Origin of the sequence: Ottowia massiliensis (genome assembly GCF_900240305.1) — a bacterium.
Classification (GTDB): Bacteria; Pseudomonadota; Gammaproteobacteria; order Burkholderiales; family Burkholderiaceae_C; genus Ottowia; species Ottowia massiliensis.
Genome location: NZ_LT964854.1, coordinates 733,277 through 751,492 on the forward strand (window position 1 = coordinate 733,277; position 18,216 = coordinate 751,492).

Genomic DNA, 18,216 nt, shown 5'->3' on the forward strand with positions numbered 1-18,216 from the left:
AAATGAAAAAAGCCATTTTCTGTGCCCTATTGCCGCTGCTCGTTCAAGGCTTTCAGGCGGCGTGGGCTGAAGAAGGGAGCGCGGTGCGCAAACGCGCGGCGGATGAGGAAGACGCCGCGCCGCAGCTGGCCACGGTGGTGGTGCAAGGCCGGCGCGAGACGCCTGCTTTGCAAACGCAGGTTGAAACGCGCTCGGCCAGGCAGCCGCTGCAAAGCGCCGATGCGGCGCGCTTTCTGACGCGCATGCCGGGCTTTGCGGCGCTGCGCAAGGGCGGCGGAAACTCGGAGGCGGTGCTGCGCGGCATGTCTGGCTCGCGGCTGGGCATCCTGGCCGATGGCGTGGAGCTGTACGGCAGCTGCTGGCAGCGCATGGATTCGCCGCTGTCGTACATCTACCCTGATGCCTACGAGCAAGTCACACTCATCAAGGGGCCGCAAAGCGTGTCGCACGGCGCGGGCATGTCGGCAGGCGTGGTGGAGTTCAAGCGGCGCAGGCCCGTTTTCGAGCAGCCCGGCATCCGCTTTGACGGCGCGGCGCTGGCAGGCAGCTTCGGGCGCAATGACCAGATGGCCGAAGTGCTGGCAGGCCATGCGCAGTGGTACGGGCGCGTGGGCGCAACGCGCTCGGAGAGCCAGTCGTACAAAGACGGCGCGGGCCTGCGGGTGCATTCGGCCTGGCGGCGCTGGAGCGGCGATGCGGCGCTGGGCTGGACGCCTGACGCGCGCACGCTGCTGGAGCTGGCGGGCGGCGCCAGCGACGGGCAGGCGGACTATGCCGACCGCCACTCCGACGCCACGCGCCTGCACCGCGCCTGGTGGAAGCTGAAGCTGGAAAAACAGGCCGTCTCGCCCTGGGTCAAGCGCATCGACGCCTTCATCCACCACAGCCACGCCGATCATGTGATGGACAACTACAGCATGCGCACCATCCACCCTTCGTGGGAAGGCATCCTGATGGTGATGAACCCGCAAAACAAGCTGGATCAGGGGCGCTTGAGCGTGGATTTGGAGCCGGCGAAAAACGTGATCTGGACGCTGGGGCTGGACCGCCAGCGCGTGCGCACCTTCAACCGCATGGCCATGTTCTATCCCTCGCTGGTGGGCGTGCCGGGCCTGCCGCCGGATGTGGTTGAGCGCAACACCACCGATTACCGCCGCATTGAATTGCAGAAGTACCACGACGTGACCAAGACCGGCGCTTTCACCGAGCTTTTGTGGCCGCTGGACGCAGCCAACACGCAGCGCCTGGCAGGCGGCGCGCGGCTGGACCGCGTGGAAATGGAAATGCCTTCAGTGAAAGCCGCTTCGCGGCGCACGCTGCGCAGCGGCTTTGTGCGCTACGAGCGCGACGTGCCGCAGTGGGGCAGCTTCTACGCGGGCCTGGGGCACAGCCAGCGTTTTCCCGACTACTGGGAATACATGTGGATCAACGAACGCGTGGGCGGCGCCAGCTATGCCAGCCTGCGGCCCGAGCGGCTCACGCAGCTGGACGCGGGCTTTGCCATGCAGCGCGGGCGCTGGAGCGCCCAAGTGTCGGGCTTTTATGGCCGCTCAAGGGACTACCTGCTGTTTCACTGGCGGCCTGCCATCTTTGTGGAAAACATCGATGCCCGCCAGTTCGGGCTGGAAGCCCAGGCGCACGCGCAAATCACGCCCGCCTGGTCGGCCGGCGCCTCGCTGGCCTGGGTGCGCGGCTTCAACCTCACGCGCCACACCAGCTTGCCCCAGCGCCCGCCGCTGACGGCCACGCTGGAGGCACGCTACGCGCAAGGCGGCCTGTCGGCAGGCGTGAAGCTGCTGGCGGCCATGCGCCAAAAGCACATCGATTACGGCACGGGCGGCGTGGACGGCTTCGACCAAGGCCCCACGCCCGGCCATGCCACGGTGTCGCTCGACGCAAGCTGGCAAATCCAGCGCGGCCTGACGTTCAGCGCAGGCATCGACAACCTGTTCAACCGCCAATACAGCGAGCATCTGTCCGCAGGCGCCGCTCCAGGCACGCCCCGCTCGCTGGTCGAGCCGCTATCGCGCCTGAACGAGCCGGGCCGCGCCTTCTGGCTGCGCGTGAGCTACCGCTACTAAAAATCCGCAAGCGAGCCGCCCGTGGGCGCGAAAACGCAAATCCGGCTCAAAGCCTGTCCGTAGCCCTGCTTAACTATCAAGACAGGAGCAAATTGAAGGCCCCAAAAAGCGCCTCCATCGCACGGTTTGACGGACTTTGCTGCTATTGCACAAGGAGCGAAAAGGCGAAGGGCTTCGCGGCGGGCGGCCCGGCTTTGAACCCGCTCCAAAGCCTTCCCGCAGCGCCAAAAACTTCAAAAGCGCCAGCCGCCGGGCGCTTTTGCAGCGGGCGGCTGCAATCACATTCATTTGCATATAGACTCCGCCGCCCCCTCATTTTTTGCGGCTTCTTTTCATTTGCAACAGATGGCATGCGAATGACGCCCGGCGGGGCCGCCCGGCGCAGGAAAAGCGCCTTTTCCCCAACCCTTCCAAGGAATCCCTTCATGCAAAACCGACCCCCTTTTTGGGCCTGCGCCGTGGCGCTGGCTGCCGCGCTGGCCTGCCATGCCGCCCAGGCGCAGCAGTCCGTGCAACCCGTGCAATCCGCCCCGTCTGATGCCGCCGATGAAGCCGGCGACGGCGAAGCTGGCAACACGCTCCAGGCCGTCACGGTCAAGGCAGTGGGCGACTGGCTGGGCAGCGCCGAAGAACGCAACGTGCAAAACCACCCGGGCGCGCGCAATGTGATTCGCCGCGCCGAAATGCAGCAAGAAGGGCTGACCACCGTACGCGAGGCGCTCAACCGCATTCCCGGCGTCCATGCGCCGGAAAACAACGGCACGGGCAGCCACGACATGGCGCTGAACATCGGCATTCGCGGCCTCAATCCGCGCCTGGCCAGCCGCTCCACCTTGCTGATGGACGGCATTCCCGTGCCTTACGCGCCCTATGGCCAGCCGCAAATGTCTTTCGGCCCCGTTTCGCTGGGCCTGATGGACGCCGTGGACGTGGTGCGCGGCGGCGGCGCCGTGCGCTACGGCCCGCAGAACGTGGGCGGCATCATCAATTTCGTGACCCGCCGCATTCCTGAAAAGCCTTTCGCGGGCGATGCCAGCGTGCAGCTGCAATCCAGCCCGTCTTCCACGCAATCTTCACCCAAGAAAACCGCCAACCTCATGCTGGGCGGCACCGCTGCCAATGGCCTGGGCATGGCGCTGCTGTATTCCGGCACGCGCGGCAGCGACTGGCGCGAGCACAGCCAGACGCACATTGACGACGTCATCCTCAAAGGGCGCTACCAAATCAAGCCCGCCCACGCCGTTTACGCCACGGTTCAGCACTACGAAGGCCGCGCCGAAATGCCCGGCGGCCTCACGGCTGCGAACTTCCGCCAGGACCCCTACCAGTCCACCCGCCCGCTGGACGGCTTCTGGGGCCGCCGCACCTTGGCCGCTGCCGGCTACCAGCACGAACAGGGCCAGCGCAAAGCCAGCGTGAACACCTTTTTCACCAAAACCCTGCGCAGCGGCTTTCTGGACCAGGGGCGCTTTGTTTCGCTCTCGCCGCGCTATTACTGGGTGCGCGGCATTGAAGGCCACCTGGCCCAGGGCTTTTCCACCGGCCTGAACAGCCACCACGAAATCGGCATGGGCTACCGCTACATCAACGAAGCCAGCCACGAGCTGCGCTACCGCGAGAACATCGGCGCGGGCGCACTGCCCAGCGAGCGCAGCCGCAATGACCGCGACACGCGCGGCCGCACCGAAGCGCACGCCATCAGCCTGGACGACCGCATCGACCTGGGCGAGCACTGGACCATCACGCCAGGCATCCGCTACGAGCGCATCCGCCAGCAGCAAGACAACCTCCTGACCCGCACCCCCTACCGTGGCAACTACCACGCCGTGCTGCCCGCGCTGAACGTCATGTACTGGCTGCGCGAGGGCGTCAGCCTCTATGCCAACACCGAAGGCTCCTTCGGCAGCGTGCAGTACAGCCAGATGCCCAACCGCGTCAAGGCCAAAGACATTTCGCCCGAAAAAGCCCGCACCTGGGAGCTGGGCGTGCGCTACGCGCAAGGGCCGCTCAAGGCCGACGCGGGCCTGTTTCTCATCAACTTCAGCAACCAGTACGAAAGCAGCCAGATCACCAACAGCGTCACTGCGCGCGGCAAAACTCGCCACCAGGGCCTGGAAGGCAGCTTCACCTACCGGCTTGGCCACTGGGGCGCGGCCCTGCAAGGCGTGCAGCTGTATGGCAACTACGCCTATGTGGACGCGCGCATCCGCGAAGCCGGCCCCAACAAGGGCCACCGCGTGCCCTTTTCCTCGCGCCACAAGGGCCTGCTGGGCGTGAGCTACCAGCAAGGCGGGCTGAAACTGGGCTTTGAAGGCGCCTTCCAGTCTTCGCAATACGCCGACAACGCCAACACCGCAGCGCCAAGCGCCGATGGCAGCACGGGCCGCATTCCCGGCTACGCCGTCTGGCACCTGCGCGCGGGCTACGACTTTGGCGGCGCGCTCTCGAACCTGCAACTGAACGTGGGCGTGAAAAACCTCTTCAACCGCTCGTTCTACACGCGCTCCTACGACGACAACAACAAGGGCCTGTACCTTGGCCAGCCCCGCACGGTGTACGTGCAGGCTTCGGTCAAGTTCTGAGCGCTTGCCCCAGCGCCCGCCGCTGACGGCCACGCTGGAGGCGCGCTACGCGCAAGGCGGCCTGTCGGCAGGCGTGAAGCTGCTGGCGGCCATGCGCCAAAAGCACATCGACTACGGCACGGGCGGCGTGGACGGCTTTGACCAAGGCCCCACGCCCGGCCATGCCACGGCGTCGCTCGACGCAAGCTGGCAAATCCGGCGCGGCCTGACGTTCAGCGCAGGCATCGACAACCTGTTCAACCGCCAATACAGCGAGCATCTGTCCGCAGGCGCCGCTCCAGGCACGCCCCGCTCGCTGGTCGAGCCGCTATCGCGCCTGAACGAGCCGGGCCGCGCCTTCTGGCTGCGCGTGAGCTACCGCTACTGAAAGCCCGCAAGCCTGATCCGCAGTCTGTTTGTGAGCACAAAAAGCGCGAACGAAAAGCACGGCCTCAAGCGTTTGTGGGCGTTGCGAACATCTCGCNACAACCGCCAATACAGCGAGCATCTGTCCGCAGGCGCCGCTCCAGGCACGCCCCGCTCGCTGGTCGAGCCGCTATCGCGCCTGAACGAGCCGGGCCGCGCCTTCTGGCTGCGCGTGAGCTACCGCTACTGAAAGCCCGCAAGCCTGATCCGCAGTCTGTTTGTGAGCACAAAAAGCGCGAACGAAAAGCACGGCCTCAAGCGTTTGTGGGCGTTGCGAACATCTCGCCGGGCTGCGGCTTGCGCCTTGTCGCCCTCCCCGACTCCGATTTGCGCCTCTCGCGCCCAGACAGTGAACAGGTTCTGAAGAAAGCTCTTGCCCGGCAGGCCGCAGAGACTTACCAGTTTTTTGCTCCCGTATCCATAGCATTATGTCCTAGTGGATATTGCGCAAGGCGGTATTTTGACCCCCTGAATTTGCTCCTGTTTTTGACTTACCGCTGGCGGGCGGGGGCCGCGCTGAAAGCTCCGCTTCATCCGTCAGCCGCGCTGCTCCTGCGGCTGGCGCGCGAAAACGGCCCGCACGCGGGCCAGGTCTTCTGGCGTGTCCACTCCCGCGCCGGGCGCGCTGGCGGCCATGTGCACGGCAATGCGGTGGCCGTGCCAGAGCGCGCGCAATTGCTCCAGCGATTCCGTCTGCTCAATGGGCGCGGGCGGCATTTGCGGAAAACCGCGCAGAAACGCCGCCCGGTAGCTGTAGATGCCAATGTGGCGCAGCGGCGCAGGCTGCGGCAGCGCGTGAATGCCGCTGGCAAAGCCATCGCGCCACCAGGGCAGCGGGGCGCGGCTGAAGGTCAGCGCCAGGCCCTGCGCGTCGGTTGCCACTTTCACCACATTGGGGTTCACGAAATCGGCCACGCTGTCGATGGCATGCGCGGCGGTGCCCATTTGCGCTGCGGGCATGGCGGGCAGCAGGGCGGCCACGGCGTCGATCAGCGCGGGGTCGATCAGCGGCTCGTCGCCTTGCACGTTCACCACCACGTCATCGCCATCCAGCCCCAGCAGGGCGCAGGCTTCGGCCAGCCGGTCGCTGCCGCTGGGGTGGCCGGCGCGGGTGCCCACGGCCCGCACGCCGTGCGCGGCGCAGGCGGCCAGGATTTCCGGCGCGTCCGCCGCCACCACCACTTGCGCGGCACGGCTTTGCAAGGCGCGCTCGGCCACGCGCACCACCAGGGGCTTGCCCGCCACATCAGCCAGAGGTTTGTTCGGCAGGCGCGTGGAAGCCAGGCGGGCGGGAATCAAAACGGTGTAAGTCATGATGGAGCAAAGCGGGTGGAAAGGATGGTTTTGCGTGAATTGCATTATTCGATAAATATTCTATTGCGAATGCCTCCGGCGCGAGCGGCTTATTTGTATTTCATTCGCGCAGCCATAAACGGAAAGATATTTGCCAAGTATTTATTGCGCGAACACAAATCCGGGCGAATGCATTTTCAGAAATGCCTTTTCCGGCAAAAGCGTTAAAAAGCGCGCGGGCGGCTTATCAGCCGCTGCGACGCAGGCGCGGCCCCGGCCGGCCGCCTTGCCGCGCGGCCATAAACATATGAGCAAACAGTCTGAAGCAGCCCTTTGCGCGGCAGGTCTGGCCAGGATAATTTGCCGCTTTGCCACCAAAGTCTTTTTCATGACCGATTTGCTTTCGCTGTATCGCACGATGGTGCGCATACGCGCTTTTGAAGATGCCGCCGAAGAGGCCAGCCAGGGCGGCGTGCAGGCCTGGGGCCTGAGCGCCTCGGCCAAGCCGGCGCTGGTGCGCGGGCCGCTGCATCTGTCCACGGGGCAGGAGGCCGTGCCGGCGGGGGTGTGCGCGCATTTGCGCCCCTCGGACCTCATCACGTCCACCCATCGCGGCCACGGCCACACACTGGCCAAAGGGGCCGATCCGGCGCGCATGATGGCCGAGCTGTTTGGCCGCGCCACGGGCTACAACCAGGGCAAGGGCGGCTCCATGCACATTGCCGATTTTTCCGTGGGCATGCTGGGCGCCAACGGCGTGGTGGCTGCGGGCCTGGCCATAGCGGCAGGCGCGGCGCACGCGCTCAAGCGGCGCGGGCGGGGCGAGGTGGCCGTGAGCTTTTTTGGCGACGGGGCCATCAATCGCGGCCCCTTTCTGGAGGCGCTGAACTGGGCCGTGGTGTACGGGCTGCCCGTGCTCTTCGTGTGCGAGGACAACCGCATTTCCGCCACCACTGAATCGGCCCCCATGACAGGCGGCGAAGGCGCGAGCGGGCGCGCCGCCGCGCTGGGCGTGCCTGGCGTGAAGGTGGACGGCAATGACGTGCAGGCCGTCTGCCGCGAAGCGGGCCGCCTGATTGCCCAAGTGCGCGGCGGCAGCGGCCCGCGCCTGCTGCACGCCATGACCGAGCGGCAAAAGGGCCACGTCTCCGTCGATAAAGCCGCCTACCGCAAGCCGCAGGACGTGGAGCGCGCCCTGGCGGACGATCCCATCCGCCGCGCCCGCGCCGCGCTGGAGCGGCAGGGCCTGGCCGCGCAGGCCGATGCCATCGAGCGCGAGGCCAGGGCCGAAATTGACGCCGCCCTGGCCGCCGCCGAAGCCGCCCCTTTCCCCGCCCGCGAGGCGGCCTATCAGGAAATCGCCAACACCGGCGAAGGAGTCTGGAAATGACGCAAGCGCGCACCCTCACCTACGCGCAGGCCGCCGCGCTGGCGCTGGCTGAGGCCATGCAGGCCGATGAGCGCGTGCTCGCCCTGGGCGAAGACCTGGGCCGGGGCGGCGTGTTCGGCCAGTACCGCGATCCGGACGATCCGAACGGCCAGCCGCTGGTGAAACGCTTTGGCCCTGAACGCATCATGGACACACCCATTTCGGAGGCCGCCATCGTCGGCGCGGGCGTGGGCATGGCCCTGGCAGGCCTGCGCCCCGTGGTGGAGCTGCGCGTGGTTGATTTCGCGCTGTGCGCCATCGACGAAGTGGTGAACCAGGCCGCCAAAAACCGCTTCATGTTCGGCGGCCAGGGCCGCGTGCCGCTTGTCATGCGCATGCCCATCGGGCTGTGGAGCGCCTCCGCCGCGCAGCACTCGCAGTCGCTGGAAGCGTGGTTCGCGCACATACCGGGCCTGACCGTCGCCGCCCCCGCCACGCCCGCCGACAACTACGGCCTGCTGCACGCGGCGCTGGCCAGCGGCGACCCCGTGGTTTACATGGAGCACAAGGAACTCTGGAGCCGCCAGGGCGAAGTGCCCGCAGGCCATGCCGTGCCGCTGGGCAAGGCCGCCCGCCTGCACGAAGGGCAGGACTTGCTCATCGTCGCCTGGTCGCGCCAGGCCCTTGTGGCGCAAGAAGCCGCGAAGCAACTGGCGCAGCAAGGCATACACGCCGAAGTGCTGGACTTGCGCACCCTCTGGCCCTGGGACCAGGGCGCCGTGCTCGAAGCCGCCGCCCGCACGGGCCGCGTGCTCGTCACCCATGAGGCCGTGCAGGTTGCCGGCTTTGGCGCCGAAGTGGCCGCCACGGTGGCTGAACACACCGGCGCCAAAGTCGCCCGCCTGGGCGCGCCCCGCATTCCCGTGGGCTACGCGCCCGCGCTGGAAGACGAGTCGCGCGTGGGAGCGGAAAAAGTGGCGGCAGCGGCCCGTGCGCTGCTGCGGCGGTGAGGCCGCGCATTGCTGGCGCAAAGCCCCATTCACTTCAAATTTGATAGCTGCCCGCGCAGATTCCACGGGGACCAACGGCCTTTTTGGCACTGATTTCAGCACTGCTCTCCATCCTGTTTCCAGCCCTGATGCCGCACGGCCTCTTCCCTCTCTTTTCCTTGTTGGAGCAACACCTATGAAACCCGTTTTCAAAATCCTGATGACTGCTTTGGCCGCTGCTGCCACGCTGGCTGTCGCGCCCGCCGCGTGGGCGCAAGGCCAGTACAAGCCGGAATACCGGATGTCCACCAATGTGAACAATGCCTTTGCGCTGGGGCGCGGGGCCGAGCTGTGGGCGAAGCTGGTGAATGAGCGCACGAACGGGCGCATTCATGTGAAGTGGTATCCCGGCTCTTCGCTGGTGGGCGGCGAGACCACGCGCGAATTCACGGCGCTGCGGCAGGGCGCGCTGGATTTCAATGTGTCCTCGGTCATCAACTGGGCACCGCACGTCAAGGAGCTGAATCTGTTTTTGCTGCCGTTTCTGGTGTCGGATGAAAAGGCGTTTGACGCGCTGATTGACGGCGAAGTGGGCAAGGAGCTTTTCGCGCTGGTGGAAAAGCGCGGCGTGGTGCCGCTGGCCTGGGGTGAAAATGGCGCGCGTGAAATCAGCAATTCAAAGCGTGAAATCCGCAAGCCGGAAGATTTGAAGGGCATGAAATTCCGCACGGTCGGCTCGCCCATTTTCAATGACATTTACGCGGCGCTGGGAGCCAACCCCACGCAAATGTCATTTGCCGATGCGCAGCCGGCGTTGCAAAGCGGCGCGGTGGACGGGCAGGAAAACCCGGTTTCCATCTTCGTGGCGGCCAAAATGACGGGGCTGAATCAGAAATACCTGACCAAATGGAATTACGTGAATGACCCGCTGGTTTTCGCCGTCTCGCAAAAAGCATGGAAGAGCTGGTCGCCCGAAGACCAGAAAATCGTGCGCGAGGCGGCCATTGAAGCGGCCAGAGCCGAAATCGCCGATGCCCGCAAGGGCGTGACGGGCAGCGACGACGCGCTGCTGAAAGAGGCCGCCGCCGCTGGCGCGAAGGTGACGGTGCTCACGCCCGGGGAGCAGCAGGCTTTCGCGCGCGCCACGCAGCCGGTGATCGAGAAGTGGACGCCCGTGATTGGCGCTGACCTGGTGCGCAAGGCGCAGCAGGCGGTGGCCGCTTCGCGCCAGTAGGGGCCGGCCATGAGCGAAAGGCAAACGCAATCGCCCGCCATGCCGCCCGCCAATATGCCGCCCGATATGCTGCCTGTTGCGCCAGAGGCGGGCGGCCCGGCGGCGCGCCCGCCGCGCCCTTTTCATGTGGAAGAGGCGGTGGCCGCAGCCATCATGGCGGCGCTGTGCCTGATCACGCTGGCGAATGTGCTCACGCGCTACCTCAGCAGCATTTCGCTGGCGTTCACGGAAGAGTTCTCGGTGTTTCTGCTGGTGGCGCTCACCTTCGTGGGCGCGGCCACGGCGTTCACGCGCGGGCATCACCTGGCCATCACTTTCTTGGTGGACAAGTTGCCGCCGCGCTGGCGGCGCTGGCAGCGGCGCTTCGCCCTGCTGTGCGCGCTGGCGGTGTTTGGCGTGCTGGCCTGGCAGGGGGCGCTGATGTTCTGGGACGACTATGAAACCGGCGTGACTTCCCCCGGCCTGGGCCTGCCGCAGTGGTGGTACACGCTGTCGGTGCCGGTGCTTTCCCTGCTGGTGGCGCTGCGCATCGCGCAGCAGCTTTTCAGGCGCGCGCCGTGAACGTCTGGCTCAAATACGCCACTACGGCCGCCGTTCAGGGCTGTTGATTGCGCAGGGAAATCCTGTTCAGAAGTTTGGCCCGCAAGGGGTGAAGGAGCGTGAAGAAGCGGATTGGGATGGGCTGCAAGGCTCAAACCACGGACGGGCTTGGGTTGCCCGGCGAAGATTCGCAACGCCGCATAGCGCCCAAGGCCGCGCCAGCTACGGGCTTTCAGCCCGCCCGCAAGGCATCGGCCAGCGACTGGGCCAGGCGCTGGGCCTGGGCGGCATCGGGGCACTCGACCATCACGCGCACCAGCGGTTCGGTGCCGCTGGCGCGGATGAGCACGCGGCCCGTGCGGCCCAGTTCGGCTTCGGCGGCGCGCGTGGCCTGTTGCAGGCGGGGGTTGTTTTGCCAGTCTTGGCCGGGGGCCAGGCGCACGTTGATGAGCGGCTGTGGAAAAAGCTGCACGCCTGCCAGCGCCTCGGCCAGCGTGCGGCCCGTTTGCACCAGCGCGTGGAGCACTTGCAAGGCGCTGACGATGCCGTCGCCCGTGGTGTGCTTGTCCAGCACGAGCAGGTGGCCCGATCCTTCGCCGCCCAGCGGCCAGCGGCGCGCCATCAGTTCTTCGAGCACGTAGCGGTCGCCCACTTTCGCGCGCACGAGTTGCAGGCCGCGCTGTTGCAGCGCCAGTTCCACAGCCATATTGGTCATGAGCGTGCCCACCACGCCCGCCAGGGGCGCGCCTTGCTCCAGCCGGTGCAGCGCCAGCAGGTAAAGCAGCTCGTCGCCGGTGTAAAGGCGCCCGTGCCCATCCACCATTTGCAGGCGGTCGGCGTCGCCATCCAGCGCAATGCCGATGTGCGCGCCATGCTGGCGCACGGCCTGCTGCAAGGCCTGCGGGTGCGTGGCGCCCACGCCGTCGTTGATGTTCAGGCCGTCAGGCTGGTTGCCAATGGCGATGACTTCGGCCCCCAGCTCGTGAAAAACGGCCGGGGCGATCTGGTAGGCCGCGCCGTGGGCGGCGTCCACCACGATCTTCAGCCCGCGCAGGCTCAAATCCGCGCCGAAAGTGCTTTTGCAGAACTCGATGTAGCGGCCCGCCGCGTCGTCCAGCCGGCGCGAGCGGCCCAGCGCGGCCGATTCCACCCACTGCGGGGCTTCTTGCAGCGCCGCTTCCACTTGCTGCTCCCATTCGTCGGGCAGCTTGGCGCCGTCGGCGCTGAAAAACTTGATGCCGTTGTCGGCGTAGCGGTTGTGGCTGGCGCTGATGACCACGCCCAGGCTGGCGCGCTGCGCCCGCGTGAGGTAGGCCACGGCGGGCGTGGGCACGGGGCCGAGCAGCAGCGCGCCCACGCCAGCGGAGTTCAGGCCCGATTCGAGCGCGCTTTCCAGCATGTAGCCGGAAATGCGCGTGTCTTTGCCAATGAGCACGAGCGGGCTGCCTGACTGGCCTTGTGCGCTTTGTGCCTGGCGCTTGAGCACGCGGCCCACGGCGTGCCCCAGGCGCAGCACGAAATCAGGCGTGATGGGCGGCTGCCCCACCGTGCCGCGTATGCCGTCGGTGCCGAAATACTGGCGGGTCATGATCCGGAAAGTCCTTTTGCGAAGAAGCGAAGGCGCGATTGTCTAGGACGGCTGCCTACATCAAAAACAGGAGCAAATTCATGGCTCTGAAATACCGCTCTGCGCACATTTCACTAGGACATATTGCTATCAATCAAGTAGCGCAAACTGACCGGAAATGAACGCCATTTCCGGCCAGCGCGAAACGCAGGCCGCCCGCCCTACACTCGCCCGATGCAATCCGACTATGCCCCCGAATCCCTTGACGTGGCCTCTTTCTCGGCCTCGGCCAGCCGCCTGCAGGGCGTCAGCCCGCTGGAGCAATACCCGCGCCTGGCGCAAGACTGCCTGCCCGCGCCGGAAGGCGTGCAGGTGCGCTGGCTGGCCCGTGGTCTGCGGCTGGCGCTGCCTGGCGCGGGCGTGCTGCCCGCCCTGCACCTGCAAGCGCAGGCCGAGCTGCCGCTGGCCTGCCAGCTGTGCCTGGGCAGCGTGCGCACGCCCGTGACGGTGGACCGGCGCTTTGCCTTCGCCGCCAGCGAAGAAGCCGCAGCCCGGCTGGACGAACAGGCCGAAGACGTGGATGTGCTGGCGCTCGCGCCCCGGCTGAATCTGCACGCCCTGATTGAAGACGAGCTGCTGATGGCGCTGCCGCTGACGCCGCGCCACGCCAACGCCTGCCCGGAACACGTGCCCATGTCGGCCCAGTCCGAAGGCTTTGACGCGGCGGCCCGCCGCCCCAGCCCGTTTGCCGCACTGGCCGCGCTCAAGGACGGCGGCAAGAGCGGCCCTGCCAATGGCGCGAAAGCGTGAGCTGGCTATAATCCGCCGCTTTGGCATCTCGGTGCCAGCTCGTTTTTCCATCTCTTTCACGCTCTGCCGCCCGCGCCGCGCTGGCGGCAGTTTCACAAGGAGCCATCATGGCTGTTCAACAGAACAAAAAATCGCCTTCCAAGCGCGGAATGCACCGCTCGCACAATGCCCTCACCGCCCCCGGCATTGCAGAAGAACCCACCACGGGCGAAATCCACCTGCGCCACCACATCAGCCCCAACGGCTTTTACCGTGGCCGCCAGGTCATCAAGCCCAAGTCGCAAGACTGAGGCGAGTCTTTCCGGCAGCAGAAATCAGGCTGCCAGCGGCGCTCCCGTCATTCCAAAGGCCCGGCACTACGCCTGATCTGCGTAGCCTCCGGGCCTTCGTTGTTCATGGAACCGGCGTTTCATGGCGCGGGCCTCTTGGAACCTGTTCAAAGTCTGCCCGTGAGTATGAAAAACGCGGCTTCGGGCAGCCTGCAGCGTTGCACGCCTTCGCCGCCCCCAAGGCCCGTCTGCGGTTTGCGCCTTGCAGCTCATTCCGATTCCCGTGCTGTCGCCCCTCACAGCCAGACTCTGCCAAAACCATCAACTTCGCGGCTTGATTGACGGCATGGGCCAATACGGCCTCGCCAAGTCGCTGGGTATAGGCAGCCTGTCCGCCAAAACCTTCATCGCCCGCTACTTCGCCCGCACCTTGGCGTTGCCGAATACATGCAGCGCACCAAAGAACAAGCCGCAGTCCAAGGCTTCGTCGAGAACCCGTCCGGCCGCCGCCTCTACCTGCCCAACATCCGCAACAAAAACGCCAACGCCCGCGCCGGAGCCGAACGCGCCGCCATCAACGCCCCCATGCAAGGCACTGCATCCGACCTCATCAAACGCGCCATGACAGACGTGTCCCGCTGGCTTTCAGACGGCCTGACAAGCAAATTGATTATGCGGGAGCATGACAAACTGGCGCTGGAAGCGCCTGAAGCCAAACTGGATTTAGTCAAAGAAAAACGGCCGCAGATGATGGTGAAAGTGGATGAAGGGATATTGAAAGTGCCGCTGATAACAGAGGTTGGCGCGGGCATGAATTGGGGAAAAGCGCATTGAGGTTGTGCAGTATTCAAGAGATTGTTTCAAGAAGGGGATAGACAATGAGTATTCAAAATTTAATTAAAGAAGGCATAGATTTATTCAAGAATAAAAAATTTGATGAAGCAATTACGAAACTGAGTCAGGCTTTAGAAAAAATTGAAAATAAAGATAGCCATATTCAGGAGCAAAATGATATTCAGTTTTGGCTAGGCCGTTGCTATTTTGAGCAGGCGATAAAAGCCAAAGGAGAGGCTTCTACACGGTTGTTTGAACAGGCAATTGAACACCACCAACAACAATTGAGGCTTGCCAAACAGTTGGAGGGCGAAAACGGTATTCAGGAACAGATCTATGCCCAATCTTGGTTAGGCAACTGCTATTTAGAGCAGGCGAGGAGAGCCAAAGGAGAGGATGCGAATCAGTTATTTGGACAAGCAGATGAATGTTTCAAAAAGCAATTAGAGCTTGCCGAACGGCTGACAGACAAACAAAACAGTCTTCAAGAACAAATCTATGCCCAACATTGGTTAGGCAACTGTTATTTAGAGCAGGCGAGGAGAGCCAAAGGAGAGGATGCGAATCAGTTATTTGGACAAGCAGGCGAGTGTTTCAAAAAGCAATTAGAGCTTGCCGAACGGCTGACAGACAAACAAAACAGTCTTCAAGAACAAATCTATGCCCAACATTGGTTAGGTCGCTACTACTTTAAGCGGGCGAAGAAAGCCAAAGGAGAGGATGCGAATCAGTTATTTGGACAGGCAAGTGGGTGTTTCAAGCAAAAATTGGAACTTGCAGAACTGCTAGAGGGGAAAAACGGCATTTGGGAACAGATTAATACTAAATGGTGTCTGGGTTATTGTGATTACGCAAAAGCAATTGCTATTGAAAACAACAACAATAATGATAAGAATTGTTTCAAAGATTTATCAAGAAGTGCTGCTAGATGGTTTTTATGCGCTTTAAGACAAATGAAGCAATTAGATGATGATGAACTGCGAAAGAAAAAAATCCAAAGGAAAATTTATCATTATTTGAAAAAAATTTATTTTCTTGAAGCAACATGGGTGCGTTACTTTAAATGGAAAAAACAAGAAATACAGGAAAATTTATTTGAAAAGCAAAAGAGCGATTTAACCAATGCAATATCCATTATTCTGGCGGTTTTAAATATTCCACCTATTGAATTAGGTTCAATTCCGCTTGCCCATTATACTTCACCTTCCGTATGCGAGAAATTATTCGGCATTGTTCATGATAAAAATGATGTCAATAATAAAGACAAGGATCCAGTTGACAAGCAGCAGGCCAGTCCAATGAGAATCAGCAGCTCCACCTATATGAACGATCCAACAGAAGGAGAAGGATTGTTGGAGTTACTTAATCTGCAGGATTTGGAATTGAAAAACAAAATCAATTGCCCTGACTATAATGCTTTTTTTACCTGTTTTTCCAGCCGCGTAAACGATTTGAACCAGTTCCGTCTGTATGGCAAAGAAAATGATGTTGAAGCATCAGGCTGTTGTTTGGTGTTTAATAAAGATGGGGATTGGCTGAAAGAGTCCGATATTTCCTTCTCATTCCGCAGCATGGCAGAAAAAGGGGATGAATATTCGAGGGAGCAGCCGGTAGAAGCAGACATATCTGATGCAGATTTGGAAGATGCAAACCTGCCGCTTTATCAAGTGGCTTATATTGCTTATCAAGATATTGCTTATCAAGATGAATATCTTGCCGAAGATAAATGCAGCATATGGCTGCCAAAAAATAAGCAAAAATTCGGCATTCAATTGGAGCCTGTAGGAAAAAATCCAGGATGGCATCAATTGCGCATCAACAAGCTTGAAGAAGCGTTGATGAAATTAATGGAAAAATCTAACGAAATCAACAAGGAAGACAGAAAAGCTTTGGAATATATCCGCTATCTGTTTAAAGATTTTGCATTCCGCGATGAAGAAGAGTTTCGCCTGCTAAAAATTGAAAAAATCGGTTCGGACAAAATCGAATATTGCGAAACTACGCAATCCATCTATCTGCCTTATGCTGATGCGCGCGATATTGTGGATGAAGTGATTTTGGGGACAAATTACGAAAAAAGCGGGAAAGGGCGCAAGGCGGAAGCGTTTCAGCATTTGATGCGGAAGCATTACCCAAATATTAAAGTTTCCCGCTCGTCATTGCCAATTAATGCCAATCCGCCGATCAAGAAGGATTAGCCAGCAGCAGGCCGGATATTTAAGCCACTGCCATCCCAAAGCTGCCGGATTCGAGAATCCGGCCTGCCAAACTGGTGCTGGAAGTACCCGAAGCCAAACTGGATTGGGTAAAAGAAAAACTGCCGCAGATGATGGCGAAGGTGGATGCAGGGATGTTGAAAGTACCGCTGGTGGCTGAAGCTGGTGTGGGAGCGAATTGGGAAGATGTGCATTAATATTGTTAGGTACAATTTTGTCGGCAACTCATGGGGACGCAAGTACAGATCCAACCTGAACCGCGCCCGCCAAAAATGCTATTTTTAAGAGTCATGCGCTGATGTTTTACATAATCGTTGCAGTCAAACTCATCTTGGGCCTATTGGCGCTTGTGCTGGTGATTAATTTGACCGGAAAGGGCAATCTTGCGCCCGCTTCGGCCAGCGACCAGGTGCAGAACTATGTGCTTGGCGGTATTGTCGGTGGGGTCATCTACAACACTGATATTTCTATTCCTGTATTCATGTTGATTTTGGCCATTTGGTTTGCGGCGGTTTTATCGCTGCGCTGGCTGAAAAAACATAATAATTGGGTCAAGAGATGGGTGGACGGGCAACCTGTCATGTTGATTTCACGCGGCAAAATCGATGTGGACGCGGCACGCAAGGCAGGCATCTCGGCAAATGATTTGTCCTTCAAGCTGCGTATGCAGGGCATTTATGCGGTCAAAGATGTCAAGCAGGCCATTCTTGAGCAGGACGGGCAGCTCATCATCACATCTTTTGGCGAGGAAAATCCGAAATATCCGTTGATTACCGACGGCAGCATTCAGCCGGCCATACTGGAAATGATTGATAAAGATGAAAATTGGCTGCTGGCTGAATTGAAAACCCAAGGAATCACGGACGTTGGCACGGTATTTCTTGCGGAATACGACAACGGAAAGATTACAGTAACGAGCTCTCTCCCGAATCAAGGCTTACACATATGACCATTCTGGCCATTGATTGCATGGGCGGCGACCACGGCACGCAAGTCACGCTGCCAGCCTGCCGCCAGTTTCTGAAGCAGCATGACGACGCCAGCCTGCTGCTGGTGGGGCAGCCCGAGGCGCTGGCGGGTTTTGCGCATCCCCGTGCGCGCGTGGTGCCCGCCAGCGAAATCGTGAGCATGGACGACCCTGTGGAAGTAGCCCTGCGGCGCAAGAAAGACTCGTCCATGCGCGTGGCCATCGAGCAGGTGAAAGGCGGCCAGGCCGACGTGGCCCTGTCCGCCGGCAACACGGGCGCGCTCATGGCCATTGCCCGCTACGTGCTGAAAACCGCTGAAGGCATTGACCGCCCCGCCATCGCCTACCCCATGCCCAACAGCAAGGGCGGCGCCACCACCATGCTCGATCTGGGCGCCAACGTGGACTGCACCGCCGAGCACCTGCTGCAATTTGCCGTGCTGGGATCGGCCCTGGTTTCAGCCCTGAGCGGCAAGCCCGACCCGCTCGTGGGCCTGCTCAACATCGGCGAAGAGGCCATCAAGGGCAGCGAAGAAATCAAGCGCGCTGGCGAGCTGCTGCGCCAGGCCGCGCAAACCGGCGTGATCAACTTTTACGGCAACGTGGAGGGCAACGACACCTTCAAGGGCACCACCGACATCGTGGTATGCGACGGCTTCGTGGGCAACGTGGCGCTGAAAACCACCGAAGGGCTGGCCAGCATGATTGCGGGCTTTCTGCGCGAAGAGTTCTCGCGCAACCTGCTCACCAAACTGGCCGCGCTGGCGGCCATGCCCGTGCTGGGCGCGCTGAAAAAGCGCATCGACCCGCGCCGCCACAACGGTGCGGCCCTGCTGGGGCTGCGCGGCCTGGTCTTCAAGAGCCACGGCGGCGCTGATGAATTCGCGTTCTGCTGCGCCATGACCCGCGCGTATGATGCGGCCCGCCACGGACTGCTGGGCCGCGTGCAGGAGCGCATCACGCGCGCCGCGCCGCTGCTGGCCTGCGCCGCTCCCCAGCCGGCCGTCACCACGACAAACTGAATGAAAACGCCGCCCTCTTGGGCGGCGTGTTTTTTGGA

At 61.9% G+C, this 18,216-nt stretch carries 17 protein-coding genes; 14 read left to right on the plus strand and 3 right to left on the minus strand.

The window, feature by feature from the left end:
• Nucleotides 1-2: 2 nt before the first annotated feature.
• The 3 genes from C1720_RS03320 (at nucleotide 3) to C1720_RS03330 (ending at nucleotide 5,030) form a co-directional block, all read left to right on the plus strand.
• Nucleotides 3-2,081: a TonB-dependent copper receptor gene (locus C1720_RS03320; protein ID WP_102283226.1), complete on the plus strand. Its 2,079-nt coding sequence runs from the start codon at nucleotides 3-5 to the stop codon at nucleotides 2,079-2,081.
• 425 nt (nucleotides 2,082-2,506) lie between these two features.
• A complete protein-coding gene (gene fecA, locus C1720_RS03325; protein ID WP_304528910.1) occupies nucleotides 2,507-4,663 on the plus strand; it encodes a TonB-dependent Fe(3+) dicitrate receptor FecA in 2,157 nt (718 codons plus the stop codon).
• A gap of 4 nt (nucleotides 4,664-4,667) precedes the next feature.
• Complete coding sequence (locus C1720_RS03330; protein ID WP_158241617.1) at nucleotides 4,668-5,030, plus strand: TonB-dependent receptor domain-containing protein; 363 nt, start codon at nucleotides 4,668-4,670, stop codon at nucleotides 5,028-5,030.
• A gap of 575 nt (nucleotides 5,031-5,605) precedes the next feature.
• On the opposite strand, the gene kdsB is transcribed toward C1720_RS03330, so the two are convergent.
• Both kdsB and C1720_RS03345 read right to left on the minus strand, forming a co-directional pair.
• Nucleotides 5,606-6,382 (minus strand): 3-deoxy-manno-octulosonate cytidylyltransferase, encoded by a 777-nt coding sequence (gene kdsB / locus C1720_RS03340; protein ID WP_102284476.1) that lies wholly within the window; start codon nucleotides 6,380-6,382, stop codon nucleotides 5,606-5,608.
• A gap of 141 nt (nucleotides 6,383-6,523) precedes the next feature.
• Nucleotides 6,524-6,751 (minus strand): hypothetical protein, encoded by a 228-nt coding sequence (locus tag C1720_RS03345; RefSeq protein WP_146006850.1) that lies wholly within the window; start codon nucleotides 6,749-6,751, stop codon nucleotides 6,524-6,526.
• Between C1720_RS03345 and C1720_RS03350 the strand changes: the two genes are divergently transcribed.
• The 4 genes from C1720_RS03350 to C1720_RS03365 all read left to right on the plus strand — a co-directional run bounded on the left by C1720_RS03350 (nucleotide 6,750) and on the right by C1720_RS03365 (nucleotide 10,514).
• Nucleotides 6,750-7,751, plus strand: coding sequence for a thiamine pyrophosphate-dependent dehydrogenase E1 component subunit alpha (locus C1720_RS03350; protein WP_233199782.1), 1,002 nt, complete (start codon nucleotides 6,750-6,752; stop codon nucleotides 7,749-7,751). The two genes, C1720_RS03345 and C1720_RS03350, sit on opposite strands and share 2 nt — an antisense overlap.
• The gene (locus C1720_RS03355) at nucleotides 7,748-8,740 is read left to right on the plus strand and encodes an alpha-ketoacid dehydrogenase subunit beta (RefSeq protein ID WP_102283232.1); all 993 of its coding nucleotides are present in this window, start codon (nucleotides 7,748-7,750) and stop codon (nucleotides 8,738-8,740) included. The genes C1720_RS03350 and C1720_RS03355 overlap by 4 nt, the downstream gene beginning before the upstream one ends.
• Before the next feature lie 199 nt (nucleotides 8,741-8,939).
• Nucleotides 8,940-9,953, plus strand: a complete 1,014-nt coding sequence (locus C1720_RS03360; protein ID WP_439650729.1) for a DctP family TRAP transporter solute-binding subunit — start codon at nucleotides 8,940-8,942, stop codon at nucleotides 9,951-9,953.
• Between the two features lie 9 nt (nucleotides 9,954-9,962).
• Nucleotides 9,963-10,514, plus strand: coding sequence for a TRAP transporter small permease (locus tag C1720_RS03365; RefSeq protein WP_199170944.1), 552 nt, complete (start codon nucleotides 9,963-9,965; stop codon nucleotides 10,512-10,514).
• 211 nt (nucleotides 10,515-10,725) lie between these two features.
• Here the strand turns inward: C1720_RS03365 and glmM are convergent, their stop codons facing one another.
• Nucleotides 10,726-12,081, minus strand: a complete 1,356-nt coding sequence (gene glmM, locus C1720_RS03370) for a phosphoglucosamine mutase (protein WP_102283234.1) — start codon at nucleotides 12,079-12,081, stop codon at nucleotides 10,726-10,728.
• A gap of 213 nt (nucleotides 12,082-12,294) precedes the next feature.
• Here glmM and C1720_RS03375 point away from each other — a divergent pair, with 213 nt between their 5' ends.
• The 7 genes from C1720_RS03375 (at nucleotide 12,295) to plsX (ending at nucleotide 18,178) form a co-directional block, all read left to right on the plus strand.
• Nucleotides 12,295-12,870, plus strand: a complete 576-nt coding sequence (locus C1720_RS03375) for a YceD family protein (protein ID WP_102283235.1) — start codon at nucleotides 12,295-12,297, stop codon at nucleotides 12,868-12,870.
• 107 nt (nucleotides 12,871-12,977) lie between these two features.
• Entirely contained in the window at nucleotides 12,978-13,160 is a 183-nt protein-coding gene (gene rpmF, locus C1720_RS03380; RefSeq protein WP_050715576.1) for a 50S ribosomal protein L32, read from the plus strand.
• Nucleotides 13,161-13,493: 333 nt separating this feature from the next.
• The gene (locus C1720_RS03385; protein ID WP_255397828.1) at nucleotides 13,494-13,973 is read left to right on the plus strand and encodes a DNA polymerase; all 480 of its coding nucleotides are present in this window, start codon (nucleotides 13,494-13,496) and stop codon (nucleotides 13,971-13,973) included.
• A 44-nt stretch (nucleotides 13,974-14,017) separates the two neighbouring features.
• Entirely contained in the window at nucleotides 14,018-16,171 is a 2,154-nt protein-coding gene (locus C1720_RS13965) for a hypothetical protein (RefSeq protein ID WP_199170946.1), read from the plus strand.
• A 74-nt stretch (nucleotides 16,172-16,245) separates the two neighbouring features.
• On the plus strand, nucleotides 16,246-16,386 hold the full coding sequence (locus tag C1720_RS13610; RefSeq protein WP_158241619.1) for a hypothetical protein: 141 nt from the start codon (nucleotides 16,246-16,248) through the stop codon (nucleotides 16,384-16,386).
• Nucleotides 16,387-16,487: 101 nt separating this feature from the next.
• The gene (locus tag C1720_RS03395; protein ID WP_102283237.1) at nucleotides 16,488-17,138 is read left to right on the plus strand and encodes a DUF421 domain-containing protein; all 651 of its coding nucleotides are present in this window, start codon (nucleotides 16,488-16,490) and stop codon (nucleotides 17,136-17,138) included.
• Complete coding sequence (plsX, locus tag C1720_RS03400; RefSeq protein ID WP_050715572.1) at nucleotides 17,135-18,178, plus strand: phosphate acyltransferase PlsX; 1,044 nt, start codon at nucleotides 17,135-17,137, stop codon at nucleotides 18,176-18,178. Before C1720_RS03395 ends, plsX begins: the two co-directional genes overlap by 4 nt.
• Nucleotides 18,179-18,216: the final 38 nt, after the last annotated feature.